At 52.5% G+C, this 19,012-nt stretch carries 16 protein-coding genes and 1 other RNA gene; 8 read left to right on the plus strand and 9 right to left on the minus strand.

Going from position 1 to position 19,012, the window contains the following annotated elements:
* Nucleotides 1-5 precede the first annotated feature (5 nt).
* Both ABWV76_RS00300 and ABWV76_RS00305 read right to left on the minus strand, forming a co-directional pair.
* A complete protein-coding gene (locus ABWV76_RS00300) occupies nucleotides 6-2,456 on the minus strand; it encodes an ABC transporter permease (RefSeq protein WP_353374929.1) in 2,451 nt (816 codons plus the stop codon).
* Nucleotides 2,456-3,178: an ABC transporter ATP-binding protein gene (locus ABWV76_RS00305; protein ID WP_020411650.1), complete on the minus strand. Its 723-nt coding sequence runs from the start codon at nucleotides 3,176-3,178 to the stop codon at nucleotides 2,456-2,458. Before ABWV76_RS00305 ends, ABWV76_RS00300 begins: the two co-directional genes overlap by 1 nt.
* Before the next feature lie 45 nt (nucleotides 3,179-3,223).
* Between ABWV76_RS00305 and ABWV76_RS00310 the strand changes: the two genes are divergently transcribed.
* Entirely contained in the window at nucleotides 3,224-3,892 is a 669-nt protein-coding gene (locus ABWV76_RS00310) for an arylesterase (RefSeq protein ID WP_020411651.1), read from the plus strand.
* Nucleotides 3,893-4,025: 133 nt separating this feature from the next.
* The gene (gene ttcA / locus ABWV76_RS00315) at nucleotides 4,026-4,943 is read left to right on the plus strand and encodes a tRNA 2-thiocytidine(32) synthetase TtcA (protein ID WP_020411652.1); all 918 of its coding nucleotides are present in this window, start codon (nucleotides 4,026-4,028) and stop codon (nucleotides 4,941-4,943) included.
* Here ttcA and ABWV76_RS00320 read toward each other — a convergent pair.
* Nucleotides 4,828-5,433 (minus strand): hypothetical protein, encoded by a 606-nt coding sequence (locus ABWV76_RS00320; protein WP_353374930.1) that lies wholly within the window; start codon nucleotides 5,431-5,433, stop codon nucleotides 4,828-4,830. The two genes, ttcA and ABWV76_RS00320, sit on opposite strands and share 116 nt — an antisense overlap.
* Nucleotides 5,434-5,639: 206 nt before the next feature.
* Here ABWV76_RS00320 and putP point away from each other — a divergent pair, with 206 nt between their 5' ends.
* From putP to ABWV76_RS00335, 3 genes are all read left to right on the plus strand, one after another.
* Nucleotides 5,640-7,106 carry a sodium/proline symporter PutP gene (gene putP, locus ABWV76_RS00325; protein ID WP_353374931.1) on the plus strand — a complete coding sequence of 489 codons (1,467 nt, stop codon included), beginning with the start codon at nucleotides 5,640-5,642 and terminating at the stop codon, nucleotides 7,104-7,106.
* A gap of 154 nt (nucleotides 7,107-7,260) precedes the next feature.
* Complete coding sequence (locus tag ABWV76_RS00330; protein ID WP_020411654.1) at nucleotides 7,261-7,773, plus strand: O-acetyl-ADP-ribose deacetylase; 513 nt, start codon at nucleotides 7,261-7,263, stop codon at nucleotides 7,771-7,773.
* A gap of 98 nt (nucleotides 7,774-7,871) precedes the next feature.
* Nucleotides 7,872-8,336: an Mpo1 family 2-hydroxy fatty acid dioxygenase gene (locus tag ABWV76_RS00335; RefSeq protein ID WP_282951298.1), complete on the plus strand. Its 465-nt coding sequence runs from the start codon at nucleotides 7,872-7,874 to the stop codon at nucleotides 8,334-8,336.
* 54 nt (nucleotides 8,337-8,390) lie between these two features.
* On the opposite strand, the gene ABWV76_RS00340 is transcribed toward ABWV76_RS00335, so the two are convergent.
* On the minus strand, nucleotides 8,391-8,876 hold the full coding sequence (locus tag ABWV76_RS00340; RefSeq protein WP_020411656.1) for an Lrp/AsnC ligand binding domain-containing protein: 486 nt from the start codon (nucleotides 8,874-8,876) through the stop codon (nucleotides 8,391-8,393).
* 198 nt (nucleotides 8,877-9,074) lie between these two features.
* Here ABWV76_RS00340 and ald point away from each other — a divergent pair, with 198 nt between their 5' ends.
* Nucleotides 9,075-10,220 carry an alanine dehydrogenase gene (ald, locus tag ABWV76_RS00345; protein ID WP_020411657.1) on the plus strand — a complete coding sequence of 382 codons (1,146 nt, stop codon included), beginning with the start codon at nucleotides 9,075-9,077 and terminating at the stop codon, nucleotides 10,218-10,220.
* 323 nt (nucleotides 10,221-10,543) lie between these two features.
* Here the strand turns inward: ald and ABWV76_RS00350 are convergent, their stop codons facing one another.
* The 3 genes from ABWV76_RS00350 to ABWV76_RS00360 all read right to left on the minus strand — a co-directional run bounded on the left by ABWV76_RS00350 (nucleotide 10,544) and on the right by ABWV76_RS00360 (nucleotide 13,754).
* Entirely contained in the window at nucleotides 10,544-11,896 is a 1,353-nt protein-coding gene (locus ABWV76_RS00350; protein WP_353374932.1) for a substrate-binding domain-containing protein, read from the minus strand.
* Between the two features lie 250 nt (nucleotides 11,897-12,146).
* Complete coding sequence (locus ABWV76_RS00355) at nucleotides 12,147-12,863, minus strand: 16S rRNA (uracil(1498)-N(3))-methyltransferase (protein WP_020411659.1); 717 nt, start codon at nucleotides 12,861-12,863, stop codon at nucleotides 12,147-12,149.
* 48 nt (nucleotides 12,864-12,911) lie between these two features.
* Nucleotides 12,912-13,754: a 6-carboxytetrahydropterin synthase gene (locus tag ABWV76_RS00360; RefSeq protein WP_353374933.1), complete on the minus strand. Its 843-nt coding sequence runs from the start codon at nucleotides 13,752-13,754 to the stop codon at nucleotides 12,912-12,914.
* Between the two features lie 128 nt (nucleotides 13,755-13,882).
* On the opposite strand from ABWV76_RS00360, the gene ffs reads away from it, so the two are divergent.
* Nucleotides 13,883-13,980, plus strand: an RNA gene (gene ffs, locus ABWV76_RS00365) — signal recognition particle sRNA small type.
* A 251-nt stretch (nucleotides 13,981-14,231) separates the two neighbouring features.
* Nucleotides 14,232-16,094 (plus strand): M2 family metallopeptidase, encoded by a 1,863-nt coding sequence (locus ABWV76_RS00370; RefSeq protein WP_020411661.1) that lies wholly within the window; start codon nucleotides 14,232-14,234, stop codon nucleotides 16,092-16,094.
* 124 nt (nucleotides 16,095-16,218) lie between these two features.
* On the opposite strand, the gene ABWV76_RS00375 is transcribed toward ABWV76_RS00370, so the two are convergent.
* A complete protein-coding gene (locus ABWV76_RS00375) occupies nucleotides 16,219-16,998 on the minus strand; it encodes a type IV pili methyl-accepting chemotaxis transducer N-terminal domain-containing protein (RefSeq protein ID WP_353374934.1) in 780 nt (259 codons plus the stop codon).
* A gap of 505 nt (nucleotides 16,999-17,503) precedes the next feature.
* The gene (locus tag ABWV76_RS00380; protein ID WP_020411663.1) at nucleotides 17,504-18,901 is read right to left on the minus strand and encodes an outer membrane protein transport protein; all 1,398 of its coding nucleotides are present in this window, start codon (nucleotides 18,899-18,901) and stop codon (nucleotides 17,504-17,506) included.
* Nucleotides 18,902-19,012 lie beyond the last annotated feature (111 nt).

The raw sequence follows: 19,012 nt of genomic DNA on the forward strand, positions 1-19,012 counted from the left end.
ATCAGTTAGGCCAGTTCGCGCAGTACTCTGAGCGGGGGCTGGCTGATCGAGCTGTAACAGGCCAGGGTACCGGCGGTGCCAACCAGTACTGCACCGGTGAGTGGTCCGGTTAGCCAAAGGACTGGGTGCAATATCACCGGCAGTTCAAAGACCCAATAAGACAGCACGGCCAAAGTGGCTTCAGCACCGATAGCCGCGAGCAAGCCGGCGGCAAAACCCAGTAGGCCAAATTCCAGTATCAGGCTTCTCAGTAATAAGCGCCTGCGGCCTCCCAGTGTGCGGATAATTGCCGCTTCCTGCAATCGCTCGGCGATACTGGCGCGTACTCCGGCAATTAATACCAGCACCCCGGCAACAAGCATCAGGGCCATGACTGATTCGATAGCAAAGGACACCTGGTTAATGGTGTCGCGGATACGTTGGATGATCTTATCCAGCTCTATCACGCTGACGCTGGGGAAGGCGCGAACCAGATCGTTGACCAGTAGCTTGTCCTCCGGTGGGAGGTAAAAACTGGTGATATAGGTAGCCGGGAAATTATCGATAGTGCCGGGTGCAAATATCATATAGAAGTTGGGGCGCATGCTGTTCCAGTCCAGCGAGCGGAAGCTGGCTACTGGGGCTTCTACTTCGAGGCCACCGATGGAAAAGCGCAATTGATCTCCCAGTGACAGTTCCAGCTGGGCTGCCAGCTCCACTTCTACGGAAACACCTTCGCTGGCCTTGTCCCACCATTCGCCTTCCAAGATGCGATTGTCCGGCGCCAGGGTATCGGTGTAGCTCAGGTTCAATTCCCGGCGAACGCCACCGGGACGATCTTTTTTCTCTTTAATCGAAACGCCGTTAATCGCTACCAAACGGCCGCGCACCATGGGGTAAAACTCGGTGCTGCTTACCTCGCCCTCTGCCAGCATGTTTTCCATGGTTGGAACGTCGTGGGGGGCGATATTCAGAAGGAAGTGGTTGGGGGCTTTTTCTGGTAATTGCATCCGCCATTCATCCACCAGGGCTGTGCGGGCAAAGACCATGGCCAGCATGGCCAATAATCCGGTGCCAAAAGCGGCAATAAGGAGGGTGTTGAACGCGGCGCGGCGTTGCAAGCTGCCCAGGGCAATACGCCATGCGCCGCCGAGGGAAGCCAATTTGCCGCGCACCAGGAGTCGGTTAACCAGGGCGCTGCCCGCTACCAACAGGAGCATGCCGACAAACAAGGCGAGCGTCATGAGCAGACTGCCGGACAGCCACCAGATTAGGAGCAGCATGGCGCTGGGGCCGAGAATCAACCCGAGCCATTCGCGTCTGTCCGGATTGCTCCAGTCGTGCCTCAGGGTTTGCATCGGGTCTGTACGAGCCAAACGGAAAAGCGGCGGCAGGGCAAAGCCCAGGGCGCAGGCGAGGCCGGTGGCGAGTCCAATTAGCAGAGGGCTCCAGCTGGTGGCCGGGGGTTGAACCGGGAAGAACCCTTCCATCAGGTTGACCGCCTGGCTCTGGATAAAGGTGCCCAGTGCCAGCCCGATAGCAGTGGCAATCAGGGTGAGGGCGGCCAGCTGTCCCAGGTAGATGCCGAGGATTTTGTTGCGCCCGGCGCCGAGGCTTTTCATTACGGCTACGTAGGCGCCGTGGCGCAGTCCGTAGCGTCTGGCTGCCAGGCCAACGGCGACGCTGGCGAGAAGTACAGCCAGGCTGGCGGCGAGAAACAGGAATGACTCGGCTCTATCCAGGGCTGAGGCAACGCGGGGCTGGCCTTCGCGCAGGTCCAAGATTCGCTGGTGCTCAGTTAACTGAGGTTTGAGCCAGTCAAAGTAATCCTTCAGGACTTGGTCATCACCGGAAAACAAGTAGCGGTAGCGCACTCGGCTGCCGGGCTGGATCACACCTGCGGCGGGCAGGTCGGCGGTATTGGCTAGCAGTCGCGCGCCCATATCAAACAGGCTGGTGCCCCGGTCGGGTTCCCGCTCCAGTATGGCTGTCACTTTCAATTGGGTGTCGCCGAGGGCGATAGGATCGCCGAGCTGGATTCCCATCAATGGTAGAAGGCGGGACTCCACCCAGGCTTCTCCCGGGGGAGGTCCTTGTGGTGCCACTTCCCCTGGGCCTTCCGGGGACTTGCTGATTTCCAGTTGTCCCACCAATGGATAGCCTTTGTCGACAGCTTTGACTGAGACAAACTGGAACTGGTCGTTGGCGGAGATCATGGATGAAAACTGGACTATCTCGGCCTGTTCCAATCCCTTTTTGTCGGCTTCCTCCAGCCATGCGCTATCCACAGGCTTACTGCTGCGCAGCACCCGCTCTGCGGCCAGGAAGGTAAGCGATTGCTGCTCCATGGCGCGGGTAAGGCGGTCAGTGAAATGGGCAATGGCGGTTACACAGGTCACGGCCAGTACCAGGGCACTGGCGATCAGGGCCAGCTCGCCACCGCGCCAGTCCCTGAAAAGCAGTCGCAGCGGCAGCATCAGGCGGATACCTCCGACAAGTTGTCGTCACCAGAGAAGGGCACGTAAGACTCCACGGCTCCAGCAGACATACGAAGGTGAGTGGCGCAGCGTTCAGCGAGGCGTTGCTCATGGGTTACCAATACCAGAGTGGTACTGGACTCGGCGTTGAGCTTGAAGAGCAAATCGATAATTTTGGCGCCATTGCCGGCATCCAGGCTGCCGGTGGGTTCGTCGGCAAAGAGGATGGCGTCCTCTCCGCTAAAGCTAGCGAAGGCCCTGGCAATGGCAACCCGCTGCTGCTCCCCACCGGAGAGCTGGCGCGGATAGTGGCCCAGGCGATGTTCCAGACCAACCTTGGCCAGGAATTCCTCTGCGCGCTTGGCGGCGCCGCGCTCTCCACGCAGCTCACTGGGCAACATGACATTCTCACGAGCCGTGAGGCCTGGCAGTAGCTGGAAGGTTTGGAATACAAAACCCACGCAGCGGGCGCGTATCGCTGCACGTTGTTCCTCATCCATGGCGGTAATTTCTTCACCGGCCAGCCAGATTTTTCCTTCGCTGGGCTTGTCCAATCCCGCTAACAGACCGAGCAGGGTGGACTTGCCGGAACCTGAGGCACCGGTCACAGCCAGGCTTTCCCCGCGCGCCAGTTGCAGAGAGATATTGTTTAATAGGGTCAATGGCCCTTCGCTGGTGGAGACTCTGTGATACAGGTTTTCTGCCGTAAGAATGGCGGACATACTGTGTTCCCTATACGGATACGCGAATTTTTTGGAGAGTATGACATGACGACAGCCTTTTTTCGGCAGTTGGCGGCTCAATTCAGCTTGGTACTGTTGCTGTTTATCCCTGTCGGGGCTGCCCAGGCGAATACTGCGGATACCTTATTGGTGCTGGGTGACAGTATCAGCGCTGCTTACGGTATTAATGAAGAGCAGGGCTGGGTGCAATTATTGCGAGAGCGCCTGCAGGAGAAAGGTAAAAAAATTCGAGTGGTCAATGCCAGTATCAGTGGCGAAACGACTTCCGGTGGGTTGACGCGTTTGCCTCGCCTGATGGAGGAGTACAATCCGCGTTGGCTGATTGTGGAGCTGGGTGGTAACGATGGCCTGCGGGGCTACCCGCCGCAGTCCTTGCAGCGCAATCTGATGGAAATGGTGAAACTGGCCAAGAACTCTGGTGCTGAGGTATTGCTATTGGGTATGCGTATTCCTCCTAACTACGGTCGTGCCTACACCAATGCCTTTGCCGCTGTATATCCCAAGGTGGCGAAATCTGAGCAGGTCGGGTTGGTGCCTTTCTTCCTGGAGACAGTGGCGCTGGCAGATGGGGCAATGCAATCGGATGGTATCCACCCAACCGCCAAGGCCCAGCCCGCATTGCTGGACCATGTATGGCCCTGTGTTGAGTCACTGCTGGCAGAAGAGGTGGATAGCCAGTCGTGTACTCCGTGATCGAAATGCGTACAATCGCGCCCTCAGGATTGGGAAAGCCAGCAACTGGCCATCAGCCACAAGAAGTAGTACTGCGGCTGTGCCCCCCAGGTTTGTAACCGGCCAGCGGTACTGAACTAGTTAGAGAGACACCATGCCCGAAGTGGAAAATCGCCGCGAGCGACTCGAATTTAACAAGCTGCAGAAGCGCCTGCGTCGTCATGTGGGTCGCGCGATTGCGGACTTCAACATGATTGAAGAAGGCGACAAAATTATGGTCTGCCTGTCCGGTGGCAAGGATTCCTATGCCATGCTGGATATCCTGCTGAACCTGCAAAAAACTGCACCGGTCAATTTCGAGCTGGTGGCGGTGAATATGGACCAGAAACAGCCGGGGTTCCCGGAGCATATCCTGCCGGAGTATTTGCGCTCCCTCGGCGTGCCGCACCACATCGTGGAAAAAGACACCTATTCAGTTGTGCAGGAAGTGGTGCCTGAAGGCAAGACCACCTGTAGCCTCTGTTCGCGCCTGCGCCGCGGTACCCTTTACGGCTTTGCCGAGGAAATTGGTGCCACCAAAGTAGCCCTTGGCCACCATAAAGACGACATTGTCGAGACTTTATTCCTTAACATGTTTTACGGTGGACGCTTGAAAGCGATGCCGCCCAAGCTGCGTGCTGATGACGGCCGTAATATCGTGATTCGCCCGCTGGCCTATTGCCGTGAAGAGGATATTGCCCGCTATGCGGAGTTTAAGGAATTCCCGATCATTCCCTGCAACCTGTGCGGTAGCCAGGAAAATCTGCAGAGGCAGGCGATTAAGCAGATGTTACGGGAGTGGGATAAAAAATTCCCAGGACGTAGTGAAAATATCTTTGCCGCATTAACGCGTGTATCCCCATCGCAACTGGCAGACAGGGATCTCTACAACTTTGAAAGCCTGGAATTGGATCGCTCTAAGCCGTCGGCTGCCGAGCGCCCTGACCATTTAATTCAGCGTCAGGTGAATTCCTGGGAGCCTGAGGATGCTCAGGAGGCTGCGCCCCAGTATATCTCGGCGCTGAATTTGTAGGGTCTGCACCACTTACCAGTTGGGCATAGCTGCATTCAAAATCCCTCGTAGTGGCGCTGGGCCCGTGGTGAAAATGCTGGTGCCACAGCCGCGCCATTTTCGCCACATCATTGGTCTCCGGCTCGGGAATCTTGTGAACATTCGCTGAGCGGTAAACCAGCCAGGCGATAGCGGTGGCATAGCGCAAGTTGGTGGTCAGCTCGCTGTGGGGGTGATCGAGAAAGTCTCGCTGGCTGGCCAGGCCGCGTACCTTTGAGGCCAGGGCTGGATGATTGATCAGATAGTGATCCCAGATCTCCCGGTGCGTGTGTGGTTGGATTTGATAGATGCCCAATCCATGGCGCCGTCCCTGCTTGAGATGAAACCCGAGCTGTGATTCTTGTGCGGCTGTGCCGAGCAGGAGGTTTTCCATGCCCTGACTCCAGGCTCTCAGGTGTTTGAGGGTCGGACGGATAACCTGGAGGCGCAATTCGTCCAGACAAATGCCCATAGTGTTGTCTTTTTTTCTGTGGCTGTTCTGAATATTTAGTTTGCGGATTGAGTCGACGCCACCTGTTGGGTAGATTTAGGCGCAATAAACATAACAATTTTTGAAGTGGTACCGATCCCGTAGCTCATTTTGCCCAAAAAGCGAGCAGCGAGTCGCAGAAAGTGCCCTCTCTAGGTGCCACTCAGTTTGAGTAGAAGGAATCCCCCATGCCTGCACAGTGGCTCGTAGCCCTAACCTTTATCGCCTACCTGGCCCTAATCCTGGTGATTGGCATTTACGCTTATATGCGTACCAAAAATGCCAGTGATTATTTCCTTGGTGGCCGTTCATTGCCCCCTGCCGTTGCGGCGCTCTCTGCAGGGGCCTCTGACATGAGCGGCTGGTTACTGCTGGGATTACCCGGTGCTGCCTATGCTGCGGGGTTGTCTGCGGGCTGGATTGCTATAGGCCTCTTTTCCGGTATCGTGCTGAGCTGGGTCAGTATGGGGCGCCGCCTGCGCATATATACCTATGAACTGGATGATTCCCTGACGGTGCCAGCCTACTTGGATCGCCGTTTCAAGATGGGTCACCCTTATCTGCGCACGGTATGCGCTATTTTCATCTTGCTGTTTTTCCTCTTTTACGTGGCTTCGGGGCTGATTGCCGGCGGTAAGTTATTTGAGACTGTTTTTGGTTGGGACTACCACTTTGCGGTGGTTATCGGTGCAGTTGCAGTGATTTCTTACACGCTATTTGGCGGTTTCCTGGCGGTATCCTGGACAGATGTATTCCAGGGTCTGCTAATGAGTGTTGCTCTGATTGCCGTTCCTTTAGTGGTGATTTCCGATCAGGGTGGCTTTTCCGCCAGCTGGGCTCAGTTGCAAGCACAACAGCCCCAGTTAACGCATTGGTTGACTGATGGCAGTGGACAGGCGTTGGGCATGGTTGCCATTTTGAGTTCCCTCGCCTGGGGGCTGGGCTACTTTGGCCAGCCCCATATCCTGGCGCGTTTTATGGCGGTACGCAGCCCGGATGATGTACCTGCGGCTGCAACCGTTGCCGCAGTTTGGTCCCTGGTTGGCTTTTTGGGTGCTATGGCAGTTGGCCTGTTTGCCCACCTACAGATGCAGCAGGGGCTGCCGGATGGCGAGACGGTCTTTATGGAACTGGTTCAGGTTCTGTTCCATCCGGTTGTCGCGGGTGTGCTGCTAGCGGCGATCCTCTCCGCCATTATGAGCACCGCAGATTCCCAGCTGTTGGTGTCCTCTGCAGCATTGGCAGAGGATATTTATCATGTCTGGTTTGGACGTAAGACCAGTCCTGAAGCCATGGTGAAAGTGGGGCGCTGGGCCGTTGTTGGGCTCTCTCTAATCGCTGTTTGGATTGCTATGGATCCTGATTCCAAGGTCTTGGATGTGGTGAGTTACGCCTGGGCCGGACTCGGCGCCGCCTTTGGACCGGCGCTGCTGATCAGCCTCTACTGGTCAAGAATGACTGGCAGCGGTGCCATTGCAGGGGTGATTGTCGGTGGTGGCACAGTGGTGATCTGGGAGCAGCTCTCCGGTGGTATCTTCGATACCTATGAATTGCTGCCGGGCTTTATTTTCTCAGCAGCTGCTATCGTCATAGTTAGCGTACTGACGAAATGCCCGGAAGCCGTGGCCTCCCAGCATAAAAAATTGCTGGGCTAACCCCGGAGGGCTTGTACTTGCGGCCCCCAGTGATGGGGCTGAGTGCAGTGTGACAGCTACGCAAAGGGCGCGCCTGTGATATGGGTGCGACTGTTGTGAAGCGAAAAGGATTTCCATCCGCAGCGATTATTCAAATAGCGGTTGGAGATACTGAGTGATCAAAGTTCATCTCGGTGATATCACGCGATTAAACGTCGATGTCATCGTCAATGCCGCCAACGCTCGTCTACTCGGCGGTGGTGGAGTGGATGGCGCCATTCACCGTGCGGCGGGTCCAGATTTGTTGGATGCCTGCCGCAGTATCGGGGGTTGCCCGGTTGGTGAGGTCCGTGCCACTAGCGCTTTTTCAATTCCTGTCAAACGTATTTACCACACGGTTGGGCCAGTCTGGCGCGGTGGCCGTTTGGGTGAGCCAGAGCTTTTATCGAGCTGTTACCGCCAATGCCTGACTTTGGCGCGGCGAGAGAACATGCGTTCCATCGCATTCCCCGCAATTAGTTGCGGTGTTTATGATTATCCTCCCAGGCTTGCGGTAGAAATTGCCGTTGAACAGGTGCAGCAGCACTTGGAGAGAGAGGGGGAGCCACAGAGTATTGTTTTCTGCTGTTTCGATAGGGAGATGGCTGAACTCTATCACGCTCAGCTGGATGCATACGTGCGGCGTTGACAAAATATTTTACCTGGCACTTTCGGCCATTGATTACCGTTTGTGCCCGGAGGATCATAGCTCTCCTGACAATGACACAATAAAAAAAGGAGATTGTCATGCGCACCGCCCAGCAGTGGTTTGCCGAATACGGCGAGAGCCACCAGAACCCGATCAATAAATCCATTCACTGGGTTGCAGTACCGGTAATTTATGCAACTGTTGTTGGCCTGCTATGGGATATTCCGCAGCCGCAGTTTATGGCGGCGATCCCTTGGTTGAACTGGGCAGTAGTGATCACAGTGCCAGTGATGCTTTTCTATTTTGCCCTTTCCTTTGCAATTGCAATTGGCATGACGGCCTTAACGGTAGTTTGCCTCTGGGCCTGGTCGATAGCGGAGCGCCTGGGGGTGCCCGTTTGGCAGACGGCACTGGGACTATTTGTAGTGATGTGGATTTTTCAGTTTATAGGCCACCATATCGAAGGGAAAAAGCCCTCTTTCTTTAAAGATATTCAGTTTCTACTGATTGGCCCGGCTTGGGTTATAGGTTTTGTTTATCGCAAGCTGGGAATCCACTACTGATCACTCTTGCCAACTTGCAGTAGGGGGGCTGACTAGTCGCCCCTACTGATGGGCTTATCGATTGTAGTGAACTGGTACTTCCAGGGTTTCTTTTACTTCCTCCATCACCACGTAACTGGTGCACTCCTGTACTTCTGGCAGAGTCAGAAGAGTCTCACCGTAAAACTTGCGGTAGGCGCTCATATCCGCAACCCGTGCTTTGATCAGGTAGTCAAAATTGCCAGAGACCAGGTAACACTCCTGTACTTCCGGTAGTGCGGCCACAGCGTTGCGGAACTCTTCAAATGCGTCCTGGGCGGATCGGTTCAGGCGAATCTGTACAAAAACCACCAGGGCGGCATCCAGGAATTCTGGATTGATCAGGGCAGTGTATCCTTGGATAACGCCATCATTCTCCAGTCGTTTTACCCGTTCAACACAGGGGGTAGCAGTTAAACCCACTTGTCGGGCGAGTTCAGCATAGCTGGTACGGCCATTTTTTTGCAGGACTCGCAGGATATTGCGGTCCACGGTATTGAGTTCTTCCGCGCGCTTGCGCATACCTCTGTCTCCTGGATAGATGATCAGCTCAAAAATCGGACTATCGACTAGGTTTAATAGTGGATTCCACTAGTTTGATAAAAAATCTTATAGAAATCCACTTTAGGGGTGGCCTTATACTGGGGAAAACACAGAAATTAGGTGTGGCTTTGTCTATGCGCAAAGATTGCGCCAGATACAGAGATTGAGGAGCAGAAAATGTTGATTGGCGTCCCTAAAGAGATCAAAAACCACGAGTATCGTATTGGCCTGACGCCGTCGAGTGTTCGCGAACTGGTTGGCCACGGTCATCAGGTAATCGTACAGAAAGATGGCGGTGCAGCTATTGGCTTTACCGATGAAATGTACGAGCAGGCCGGTGCCAAGATTATTGATACTCCGGAAGAGATTTTTGCCACTGCCGATATGATCGTCAAGGTCAAAGAGCCGCAGCCGAATGAGTGCGAAATGCTGCGTCCTGGGCAGGTTCTTTACACTTACCTCCACCTGGCTCCAGACCCCAAGCAAACCGAGCTGTTGGTGAAATCCGGTGCAACCTGCATCGCTTATGAAACTGTTACCGACCGCTTTGGTGGTCTGCCGCTGTTGGCGCCGATGTCTGAAGTGGCTGGTCGTATGTCTGTACAATGTGGCGCCCACCACCTGGAAAAAGCTCAAGGCGGCCTTGGAGTATTGCTCGGTGGTGTACCCGGTGTAGCCCCCGCGAAAGTCCTGATTATCGGTGGTGGTGTTGTTGGTACCAATGCAGCCAAGATGGCCCTGGGTATGGGTGCTGATGTAACCATCCTGGATCGCTCACTGCCACGTCTGCGTCAGCTGGATGACATCTTCGGTGGCGCTGTGCGCACCGAATACTCCACAAACGACGCTATTGAAAAGCACGCGCTGGAAGCGGACCTGGTTGTGGGTGCAGTATTGATTCCGGGCGCTGCGGCTCCCAAGCTGCTGACTCGCGACATCATCAGCCGCATGAAGAAGGGTGCTGTGGTTGTAGACGTGGCTATCGACCAAGGTGGTTGTTTTGAAACATCCAAAGCCACTACCCACCAAGAGCCTACTTATGTGGTAGATGGGGTAGTACATTACTGTGTAGCCAATATGCCCGGCGGTGTAGCCCGCACCTCCACCATGGCTCTGAACAACGCTACCCTGCCTTACGCCGTGGCCCTGGCAAACAAAGGTGCTAAGCAGGCGTTGCTGGATGATGCGAATCTTCTGGAAGGGCTGAATGTTCACGCTGGTATGGTGACCTACAAAGCTGTTGCCGATGTATTGGGCTATGAATTTGTGGATCCCAAGCTGGCTCTGCAAAAAGTAGCTGAGTCTGAAGAAGCTGTAGCCTAATTGTTGGCGGCTGCTCAGCAGCCGCCTATTTAAAACGAGCTGCAACGCGCTTGTTAATTGGGAGTTTTTCCCGGAGCGCTCCTGGCGTTCCTCTCTGTGAGACCTGACAGTGAAAGCTGTCATTGATAGCCGCGTATCAACGCGGCTTTTTTATTGCGAGTTTTATTTTCTGGGTTGGCTTACTGCTGCACTGATTACCCTTAAAGTCAGTTGTTGGCGATAGCTCAGTATCAGAAGACAGGAAGGACTTTACAGAACACTCCATCGGATTTAATCCCGCCTCAATCATTTTTTCTTCCCTGTGAAACGGCAGGATCTTCAATTTACAGAAGCCAAACTTCAACCCGGCGATTTTTGACTTTGCCACTGGAGTTGTTCGATGCAATAGGTAGGTAAGCGCCGAAGCCTTGTACGGGAGCAGTGTTTATCTGGTGGTCGCGAAGTGCGGATCGCACAGTTACTGCACGCAGCTTGGATAGAATTACTGAACGTTCCGGGCTGGCTTTTTCATCGCCAAATCCAATCAGTAGCAATCGGCGATCACGATTTTGGGGTTTTTGCATATAGTTTGCGAGTCTTTGAATATCCTGCTGGGCTTTGTTGTCCAGAGACGCACTACCTTCAGAGAAGCGGAAATTAATACTTAGTCGTTCTGCTTTTTCAGTCAGGGTCAAATACTCCACTGGGCCTTCCCTTAAGCTGCCAGGCTTTACACCAATTGGGGTCTGTGCAACAAACCCTGTGGCTTTTACCTGCTCTTGTCCCAGCTCACTTTGCACAAAACGTAGAAAATCATCGGCAGCTGGTTTGGCTGAATACACCGGTGTATATAAAAACAGGCGGCGTGATAGGGGATAATCTTCGGTCGCAACAGTTAAGTGTTCAGGTGCTTGAGGCAAAGTATCTTCATCGGAAACAGAGATTGCCTTGGATTGCCTTATTGATGCCAGCCCAACAAAGCCAATGCCGTTGGGGTCTGCGGCAACCAGGTCCGAGAGTTGATCATTGGATTCAAAGCGTTTTGCGCTGCCGGCGAGTGTGTGGCTTTTGCCAAGTACCAGATTCTTGAATGTATCCCAGGTGCCAGATTGATTATCACGGGCATAGACTTTGATTCGACCTTTGTTACCGCCGAGTTGGGACCAGTTGGAAATTCTGCCGGAGAAAATAGAGGCGATTTGTTGCAAGGTCAGTTTTTCGATGCGATTACCGGGATGCACAATAATTGCCAGGCCATCGATAGCAATTACATGCTCTGCCCGGCTACTGCGCATGTCTCCAAGGCGGCTCAGAGATGATAATTCCGTATCCTTGATCGGTCTGGAAGCCATGGCAATATCTGCTTGAGACTGCTCAAGCCCTTTAAACCCAGTACTTGAACCATGCGCCGCTATATCAATGAAAACGGTGTTACTGCCAGTGTCTGCCTGTACGCGAAGTTCATTGGGAGTGTCCAAGGGGATTACGCGAATATTTCTGGCGCTTTTTGCGGAGAGGTAATCGCGAATCAAGTTGGGTGCCAGCTGTGCACCGATGGTGTTGGATCCGTGTAAGGTAAACAACAGGCCCGAAGTGCTCGAGTCGAAAGGAGGCAGCTCAGCTGAAGCCGCCGGGGTGAGTATAGGCCCCAGTAAAAATGATAAGGTGAAACATAGCCGGTGAAGGAACAGGTACATAAAAACTCGCCCATAGGGAAGAAAAACGAGGCCGCAAAATATGTCTTATTTATTACAAAATGATGAAATCTTGATGAATAAAGCGTGCAAATGTCTCACTATCCGCTGTAGGAGTGATTCGTATTAAATGATCGAGTGGAAATTTGAAGCTGTGAGGTAGGAGAGATTAAGGCTTTGTAATAGAGGTGGCTCGGGTGTAAGAGGCTGCTTAATTTTTTTTACAACCCCTTTTCCGTTCGGTTGTGTATGCTCAGCGGGCGGGGAAAAGGCGACTTACCAATACTGGCAGCGCGGTTTCCACGCGCAGAATACGCGCTCCCAAATGTACCGAGTGGAAACCGGCCTCCTTTAGCTTTTCAACTTCGTAGGGGATAAAGCCTCCCTCAGGGCCAATCGCAAGCGTTGTTGTCTTATCGATATCAACGGGACAGGCATCGCCACCTACCGGGTGAGCTACCAATTTTAATGTATTGGCGGATAGCTCGGGTAGCTCATCCTCCACAAACGGTTTGAAGCGCTTGCGCAAGATGATTTCCGGCATCTGAGTATCAACAGCCTGCTCAAGGCCTAACAGGCACTGTTCGAATAGTTTATCCGGTTCCAGCCAGGGTGTTTGCCAATAGGACTTTTCTACACGATAGCTATTCAGGAGAACCAGCTTTTTTACGCCTAGGGCAGTGATATGCTGAATAATCCGCTTCAACATTTTAGGGCGCGGCAATGCCAGAACCAGCGTAAGTGGTAGTGGTGGTGGAGGGCTGTTTTGTAACTCCACCCTTAACTCTACTTGTTGATCAGTAAGAAAAGTGATTTCACCAAAACCAATCTTGCCATTGAGTAACCCAACACGCAGTTGCTGCCCCGGTGCAGCTCGATGGACTTGGATAATATGCTCCAACCTGCGGCCTGAGAGGCGTACATGTGTTGAGTCGAAGAAATCAGTTTCCCGTAAAACAATCAGGTTCAAAATCCGCTAACCTTTGCTGGGCCCAGGGAATAATTTATGCGCAAAAGCTTATTGCTTGGCGGAGGCGATAGCCCCTTTACCCAAGCCTTCATAAGCGCGAACGGTGATTTCTTTTCCAGGCAAATCTTTGGCCAGGGTATTGGCAATATATTGAGCCAGTTGCTCCACGGTAGTATCGCAGTTGATCACCTCGCAACAGCGTACAGGAATCTCCAGAGTGAAATTGCCCTGCTGAGCCCGATAAGCGAAGCTCAGGGTTTTCTCGCCCTCCTCAATTAAATCTTCGCGGGTTCCTATATAGATGTCTTCCCAGCGTTTTGCCCATTGTTGCTCCAGCTGCTTGTCGCGCTCTCCAGCAGAATAAATCTGGATGCGGGATCGATGGCCATGGGCAATTCGCTGGCAATTGCCATCGTGTTTTTTTAGCCCGTGGCTGTAGTGGTAGAAGGCATCTTCTATTTTTTCATCTTCAAAAGAGAGCTTGAGTTGCTCGACACTGGTCGGAAAGGAGCTGGCCAGCTGCTTTACACTCCAGTTTGCAACGGTGTCTCTATTAATAGTGTCAGCTTCGACTAGAGCGAAAGCCTGCTCGGGCCCGGATACGGCAATTTGCTCGCCATTTGCCAGCTGCCAACTGAGTGAAATTAGCTCGCCTTCATTAGTAAGTGTCAGGCCTGGGGCCTTGGTGGGCACTAAAAGGCGGTGGTCAAGTTGATCATCCAGCCAATGGCGTAGAGTCTTTTTAACGATACCAAAGTCACAAACCATACCCTGGTGATCCAGGGTGCCCTCAAGGGCAGCATTGGCCAGCCATGTCTCTCCTACCAACCCGCGTTCATGGTCCAGGTAGCTGAAGTCAACATTGGTCAAATTATCGACAAAAAGGTGCATGAGTAACTCTATTGAAGGGGTAAAATACTAGACGTCTATTATAACCTGTTAATAGGGCTGGAACTTGCGCCTTTATGCCTCTATAATCGCGCCCTCTTCGGATGCACCGAAGATCGTTGTGGCGGCCCTTCCGGTCCCCTCGCAATGAGCAGCTGTGAACCCCGCCAGGCCCGGAAGGGAGCAACGGTAGCAGTGGTATCATGTGCCGAGGGTGTTGCTGGTTGGGCTGCCTCCATCTTCTCAGTCTTTCCCTTCTATTTTCTTTTAGATCTTCTTTCCCCGTTGCTAAGTAAGCTTCTTGAGACCTCGCGAACTGACTGGTTTTGAGCCGTATTTTCCCCCGGAAAATCTGCAAAAAAAGGTATTTTGTGTCGAACTGGGCTTTCAAATTGCGCCTGACGTCGATGACAATATGAAGCTTATGCTATAAACGGCGTCAGTTATAACCAGGCCCAATAATGATTATCTGAGGGGAAGATGAAGAAAATTGCTTTCGCCATCGCCACTACGGTGGCGCTGTCTGCTTGCGACGATGGCCAACAGGCTCCGAAAAATATTGATGTGGCTCAGGCTACTGCAGAAAGTCCGGCGGCAGAACAAGGCCAGCTGACAGCCAAAGATGCCCAGGCGTTCCTGGATGGCGCCCAGGCGCGCCTGGAAAAAATGGCCCAGGAGATGAGCCATGCAGCCTGGTTGGCCTCGACTTACATCAATATGGACTCCCAGTACGTTGAAGCGCTCGCCAGTGAGCGTTACACGACCCTGGCCGTGGAACTGGCCTCCGAAGCAGCTAAGTTCAATAACCTGGAACTGGATGCAGATACCCGCCGCAAGCTGACTATGTTGAAGCAGGGCTTGGTATTCCCAGCTCCGAAGGATCCGGCATTAACTTCCGAATTGGCTCAAATCGGCTCGAAGATGCAGGGTATGTATGGCGCTGGCAAATACTGCCGTGAGGAGTCGGGGGATGAGAAGTGCTATACCCTGACCGAAATGGGTCAGATGATGGCCACCAATCGCGACCCTGAACTACTCAAGGATCTTTGGGTCGGTTGGCGCAAAGTCTCTCCTCCAATGAAGCCACTTTATGAGCGCCAGGTTGAGATCGGCAACGCCGGTACCAAAGAGCTGGGCTATGACAACTTGAGTGTTTTCTGGCGCTCCAAGTACGATATGAAACCGGATGCTTTCGCAGCTGATATGGATACGCAGTGGAATAAGGTGAAGCCTTTGTATGAGGCTCTGCATTGCCATGTGCGTGCCAAACTGAATGAGCATTATGGCGATGAGGTTGCACCTGCCCAGGGCAAAATTCCGGCACATTTGCTCGGTAACATGTGGGCTCAGGAATGGGGCAATATCTATGAATTGGTTAAAGACGAGGACATGCAAGCGCCTTATGACCTGACTCAGCTCGTTGTTGACTCTGGCATGAGCGAGAAGGATATGGTGAAGGTGGGTGAGAAGTTCTTCACCTCTCTTGGCTTTGAGCCGCTACCTGATACTTTCTGGGAGCGCTCACAGTTCACCCAGCCCCAGGATCGGGATGTGGTATGTCATGCCAGTGCCTGGAATATGGATGGTCAGGACGACATTCGTATCAAGATGTGTATCAACAAGACTGGTGAAGACCTGGTTACAATCCATCATGAATTGGGCCATAACTTCTACCAGCGCATCTATAAGGACCAGCCTTTCCTCTACAAAGAGGGTGCCAATGATGGTTTCCATGAAGCTGTTGGCGACACTATCGCGCTATCTATTACCCCGAAGTACCTTAAAGAAATCGGCTTGATGAATGAGGTGCCGGACGAGAGTAAGGATATTGGCTACCTGATGCAGCAGGCGCTGGATAAGATTGCCTTCCTGCCTTTTGGTTTGTTGGTAGATAAATGGCGTTGGCAGGTATTTAATGGCGAAGTGCAGCCTTCCGATTACAACAAGGCATGGTGGAAATTGCGTGAGGAATACCAGGGTATTGAAGCTCCAGTAGAGCGCACCGAAGCGAATTTTGACCCGGGTGCCAAGTACCACATTCCAGGTAATACGCCTTATGCCCGCTACTTCCTTGCGCGTATTCAGCAGTTCCAGTTCCATCGTGCACTCTGTGAGGCCGCTGGTGAAACCGGGCCGCTGCATCGTTGCTCTATTTACAAAAATGATGAAGCGGGCGAGAAGTTGCGCACCATGTTGGCTATGGGTGCAAGCAAGCCCTGGCCCGATGCAATGGAAGCTCTGACTGGCCAGCGCGATCTGGATGCCTCGGCAATTATCGATTACTTCCAGCCTTTGATGGCCTATCTGGAAGAGCAAAACCAGGGGCGTCAGTGCGGCTGGTAATCTGCTGGTTATCCAATAGCGTATTAGCGCACTAATTAAGAAAGGGGGGCTCCCCCCTTTCTTATTGTTCCGATGGTTTCTTCAAAGCTTTTCTGGAGTATTCTTCCAATTGCATCCTCTGTTCTTATAAAGTTGTGCTTGAATCCAATAATTTGGCATACAGCTGAGTAATCACATTCATATTGCGCAGCATTAGATCGGTAGTGCCTGTAATTACTTGAATCTGGCGCTTCTCAGATATTTTCATCTCTCCTTCGAACCCGCGACTGGCGTAATTTAGGTGATCCTGAGCTTTGCGCAGATTGTGGGTGATTTCGGGTGTGTTGAGTGGGCTTTCCAGAAGCTGGTTAAGGCGGTTGGAGTACTCGGAAAGATCCTGTTGCAGACCGCTACTGGCATTATCTTGGGAAATTTCCCAGAGTTTAGCAGCATAGTTTTTGGCTATGCGCTGGGAGAGCATGCGTTGCCGACCTGCGATGTTAATTAACTCAGCGCTATTATCCGGTGCAAGTTGCTGGAGCTTCACAACATAAGCATGGGTTTCAGACAGGAGTTCATCACTCCGTTCAAACAGCTTAGTAGCGCTTTCCTTGCTGGTGGGTTGGAGGGCGATTTTTTCAAATTTTTCCCACTCCTTTTGCACTTTTATTAATTGGGTTTCGATTTTTTCCGCGCCCTGAAAGTTACTTAGTTTTTCGTGGTTTCGCTTGAACTCCTGGAGGGACCTTGAAAAGACTTTTTTGTGGCGCTCCGCACTGGGCTGTATTCCGCGGAGGATATACGTCTGGGTGATACGCTGAGACAGCATCCGCTGTCGGCCAGCTATATTGATGGCATCTCCCATGGTGAAGGCCGAGATATCGAAGCTTAAGAATAACAAGAAAAATACTGCTATTAACTTCATGATTTTACTCTTGTTGCTTGGTTGTTTTCGGTTTTGATTTTTGTTTGATCGGGCTGGTGCCGGGGTATAGATCCGGTACTGCTGCCAGTGGTGCTCGGTTCGCCTAAACTTCTAGTGCCCTCAGTAGGTTGTTCATTGCAATCGGGTTCAAGGTGGAATTTCAGTTGTTACTATTTTGCTTGCTCCCTGTTCCAGGTCATGGTCACAACAAAGAAAGAGGGGTGGTTCTAGTGGCCGCTTTTTGTTGAGAGTCATTGGTAGAATTTAATCGACAAGCAAAATTGTTGGCGTTGGATTTTTGGGTTAGACAGAGATTTGAATTTAATTAACTTGAGGGGTGTTTATAGCAAATTTGCCTGGATGGTTATCTACCCCCTTTTTTTAAGGTCGGGGCTGTGGTGGTATAGGCAAGGCTTTGGGGGCTTGAAGCGGGTGTCTTTTGTTGGTCTGTAAACAAAAAAGGCCCTACCGGAGGTAGAGCCTTTTTTTCGTGGGGACTTGCTAATCAGAAGCGGTAGTTAATAGCTGCACTGAACAGCCAGGCCTCTGTTTTGGTCGTGCCGCCATCGTAGTAGGTCGGAACGGGGATTGGTGTATATTCCTGAATTCTCTCGTCGTCACCCCAGATGTAAGCTATGCCGGCATCTACGCTCAGCTTTTCATTATATTGATAGGTTCCACCAAGCGTGAGCCACTGACGATCGGTGTCTGGAATGGATAATGTGCGCCAGGTGATGGGGAGGTCCAGGCCAGTAGTGGCAAGAATTTCTTCTTGCTCGTGACGATTGAAACCATCGCGCGCTGCACCTTGGTCATAGGCATAGCCGAAGCGCACGGTAATATCATCATTGTAGAAATACTCGCCAGCGAGGCTGAAGCGTGAACCGCTTTTAAAGTTTTCTTCTTTGATGAGTAGAGGATTGAACCCCTCACCAGCGCTTGGGATAAAGGCTTCGAGACGCTCAAACTCTTCCCAGTTGGTCCACATATAGCCAACTGCAACTGCCCATTGGTTGTCGAAGCGGTGGTAGAAACCCAACTCCAAAGTATCCGGCAGATCTAACGTGAGGTTGCCGCTGGTGTCATCAAATGGCGCGGCAGGGGGGGGAGGTATTAAGTCGGAACTCACATCCCCTTTGAGTTTGGGATCGTACTTGGCATGGTAAGAAATGCCGGCGCGGGTATTATCACTGATGCGCCACAATGCACCTAAGGTCCAGCTAACATCCCAGCCATCGCCCTCAATCTTAAGAACGGAAGCGCCAGAGAGGCCTCTGCCTAAGACCGCAGGATTACTGAAGATTGGGTCAAGAACAAAGTCTGTCGGTATATTGGTCTTCAGGGTTGCATCGGCGTACAGGAAATTGATAGAAGCGCCAATGCTAAAGGTGTTATTAATATCGTAAGCAATAGAGGGCTGGATATTGACTGTCAGCAGCTCAGTTTGGTTTGCAATGGCAGCCGCTGGAAAGCTATCGGGGAAGTCAGTCTCAAGGCCAAAATCTGTATACATGGCCAGGCCCCAAGACCACTCATCGTTGATCGGTGCGGCTAAATAACCGTTGGGAATCCATGCGCTGGTAGCGTAATCGTCGGCATCAGCCCGAACAGTGGTCCGGGTGCCCGGGATTGGCCCGAAATAAGTAACATCGCCAGATACGTCGATATTGGGGTCTACGTAAGTAAGGCCACCTGAAATAGTGTAGGTGTCAAACAGCGCAGAGCCCGCGGGGTTGCGTGCGAGGATAGAGGCATTGTCACCGATGGTGTTTTCGGCGGCGAAGGCGCGGCCTAGGCCAGATGCGCTGGTTTCCTGCAGGTAGAAACCTGCTGCCATTGCGCCTTGGGAAACGGAGCCGATTGCTGCGGCCAGAACTGCGTGTCGCAGGTATTTCTTATTCATGAGAGCCCATCTCTAAGTCTGCTGATTACTGAAAACCATATGCAGCATTTGAATAAATGCCGTTACATGGAAGGAAGGCCGTTAGACTTATATAGATACCTTCCGATTTCA

This window comes from Microbulbifer sp. NBRC 101763 (assembly GCF_040371615.1).
Taxonomy (GTDB): Bacteria; Pseudomonadota; Gammaproteobacteria; order Pseudomonadales; family Cellvibrionaceae; genus Microbulbifer; species Microbulbifer variabilis.